The sequence below is a fragment of the Agromyces binzhouensis genome (genome assembly GCF_004135055.1).
GTDB classification, from domain to species: Bacteria; Actinomycetota; Actinomycetes; order Actinomycetales; family Microbacteriaceae; genus Agromyces; species Agromyces binzhouensis.
The window spans coordinates 1-2693 of record NZ_SDPL01000423.1; the positions used below are offsets into that span (position 1 = coordinate 1).

The window sequence follows — 2693 nt, forward strand, 5'->3', positions numbered from 1 at the left end:
CAGGCCGGCTCCCCCCTTCTCGGGCGGCTCCGCGGCCGGCGCCCGTGCGAGCGCGCCGGGCGGCGATGCGGCAGACTCGGACGGATGACCGCCACCCTGCTCGACGCCGCCCCGCGCCCGTACGACGCCGACGCGATGTACGACGCGTTCGTCGACTGGGCCGAGGGCCGCGGCTTCTCGCTCTACCCCGCGCAGGACGAGGCCGTCATCGAGCTCGTCTCGGGTGCGAACGTGATCCTCTCGACGCCCACGGGCACGGGCAAGTCGCTCGTCGCCGTGGCGGCGCACGCGGCATCCGTCGCCCGCACCGCCGCTGACCGCGATGCGGGCCGGCCGTGGGGCCGCACGTACTACACCGCGCCGATCAAGGCGCTCGTGAGCGAGAAGTTCTTCCAGCTCGTCGACATCTTCGGCGCCGCGAACGTCGGCATGGTCACCGGCGACAGCTCGGTCAACGCCGAGGCGCCGATCATCTGCTGCACGGCCGAGATCCTCGCGAACCTCGCGCTCCGCCAGGGGGCGGATGCCGCGGTCGACCAGGTCGTGATGGACGAGTTCCACTACTACGGCGACCCCGACCGCGGATGGGCGTGGCAGGTGCCGCTCATCACGCTGCCCCATGCGCAGTTCGTGCTCATGTCGGCGACGCTCGGCGACGTGACCGCGATCGCCGACGACCTCTCGCGCCGCACCGGCCGCGACACCGCGCGCGTGACGGGCGTCGAGCGACCCGTGCCGCTGCACTTCTCGTACGCGAAGACGCCCGTGCAGGAGACCGTCGAGGAGCTCCTCGAGACGAGGCAGGCGCCGGTGTACATCGTGCACTTCTCGCAGGCCGCCGCGATGGAACGCGCGCAGGCGCTCTCGTCGATCCGGGTCGTCACGCGCGAGCAGCGCGACGAGATCGCCGAAGCGATCGGTGGGTTCCGCTTCACGACCGGGTTCGGCAAGATCCTGTCGCGCCTGGTGCGGGCCGGCATCGGCGTGCACCACGCGGGCATGCTGCCGCGCTACCGGCGCCTCGTCGAGACGCTCGCCCAGCGCGGCCTGCTGCGCGTGATCTGCGGCACCGACACCCTCGGCGTCGGCATCAACGTGCCGATCCGCTCGGTGCTCATCACCGCGCTGTCGAAGTACGACGGGCAGCGGATGCGGCAGCTCTCGGCGCGCGAGTTCCACCAGGTCGCGGGGCGGGCGGGCCGCGCCGGCTACGACACCGCCGGCACCGTCGTCGTGCTCGCTCCCGACCACGAGATCGAGAACGAGACCGCGATCCGCAAGGCGGGAGACGACCCGAAGAAGCTGAAGAAGATCGTCCGCAAGAAGCCGCAGGCGGGGTTCGTCACCTGGGGCGAGGGTTCGTTCGAGCGCCTCGTCGACGCGGAGCCCGAGCCGCTCGTGCCGCAGCTGTCGCTCAGCGCGGCGATGCTGATCAACGTGATCGGCCGCGGCGGCGACGTGGCCGGCGCCATCCGCTCGCTCGTCTTCGACAACCACGAGCCGCGCGCGCGGCAGTTCGAGCTCGCGCGTCGCGCGCTCGGCATCCTGCGCACGCTCCGCGACGCGGAGGTCGTGCACATCGTCCCCGCCATCGAGGCCGGGCGGACGTTCGGCGTCGACCTGCGGCTCACGGTCGACCTGCAGCCGAACTTCGCGCTGAACCAGCCGCTGTCGCCCTTCGCGCTCGCCGCGATCGAGCTGCTCGACCCGACCACGAGCGAGCAGGGCACCGGCCACTACTCGCTCGACGTGGTCTCGATCATCGAGTCGACCCTCGACGACCCGCGCCCGATCCTCTCGCAGCAGCAGTACAAGGCGCGCGGCGAGGCGGTCGCCGCGATGAAGGCCGACGGCATCGAGTACGACGAGCGGATGGCGCTGCTCGAGGAGGTCACCTGGCCGAAGCCGCTCGACGAACTGCTCGCCCACGCGTTCGAGGTGTTCGCCTCGAGCCAGCCGTGGGTGCGCGACTTCGAGCTCAGCCCGAAGTCCGTCGTGCGCGACATGTTCGAGCGGAGCATGTCGTTCGGCGAGTACGTCTCGCACTACCAGCTGCAGCGCAGCGAGGGGCTCGTGCTGCGCTACCTCTCCGACGCGTTCCGCGCGATCCGGCAGACCGTGCCCGACGAGCACAAGGACGAGGAGCTGCTCGACCTCATCGAGTGGCTCGGCGAGCTCGTCCGCCAGGTCGACTCCAGCCTCGTCGACGAGTGGTCCGAACTGGTCGACCCGACCGCGCACCTGCCCGAGGACGAGGCGCCGGTCGTGCCGCCCGCGCCGCCGTCGGTCGTCACCAACCGCCGCGCGTTCACGGTGCTCGTGCGCAACGAGCTGTTCCGCCGCGTGCAGCTCGCGGCGCTGCAGCGCGACGACGAACTCGCCGAGCTCGACCCCGACGTCGACTGGCCGGACGCGCTCGACCGGTACTACGACGAGCACGACGGCATCCTCACGGGCGGGCCCGCGCGCTCGCCGCGGCTGGTCACGATCGACGACACGGATGCCGCGGCCGGCACCTGGCGCGTCGAGCAGGTGATCGACGACCCCGCGGGCCACCACGACTGGCGGATCCGCGGCGAGGTCGACCTCGAGGCGTCCGCCGAGGAGGGCACTGCGGTCGTGCGGATCGCGGAGGTCGTCCGCACGTCCGCCGAGGAGGGCACTGCGGTCGTGCGGATCGCGGAGGTCGTCCG

General features: G+C 71.9%; 1 protein-coding gene. It reads left to right on the top strand.

Annotation, left to right across the window (positions count from 1 at the left end; translation table 11 throughout):
- Positions 1 to 84: 84 nt before the first annotated feature.
- Positions 85 to 2693, top strand: a 2609-nt coding sequence (locus tag ESO86_RS15120) for a DEAD/DEAH box helicase (RefSeq protein ID WP_129235721.1), incomplete at its 3' end; no start/stop codon positions are given.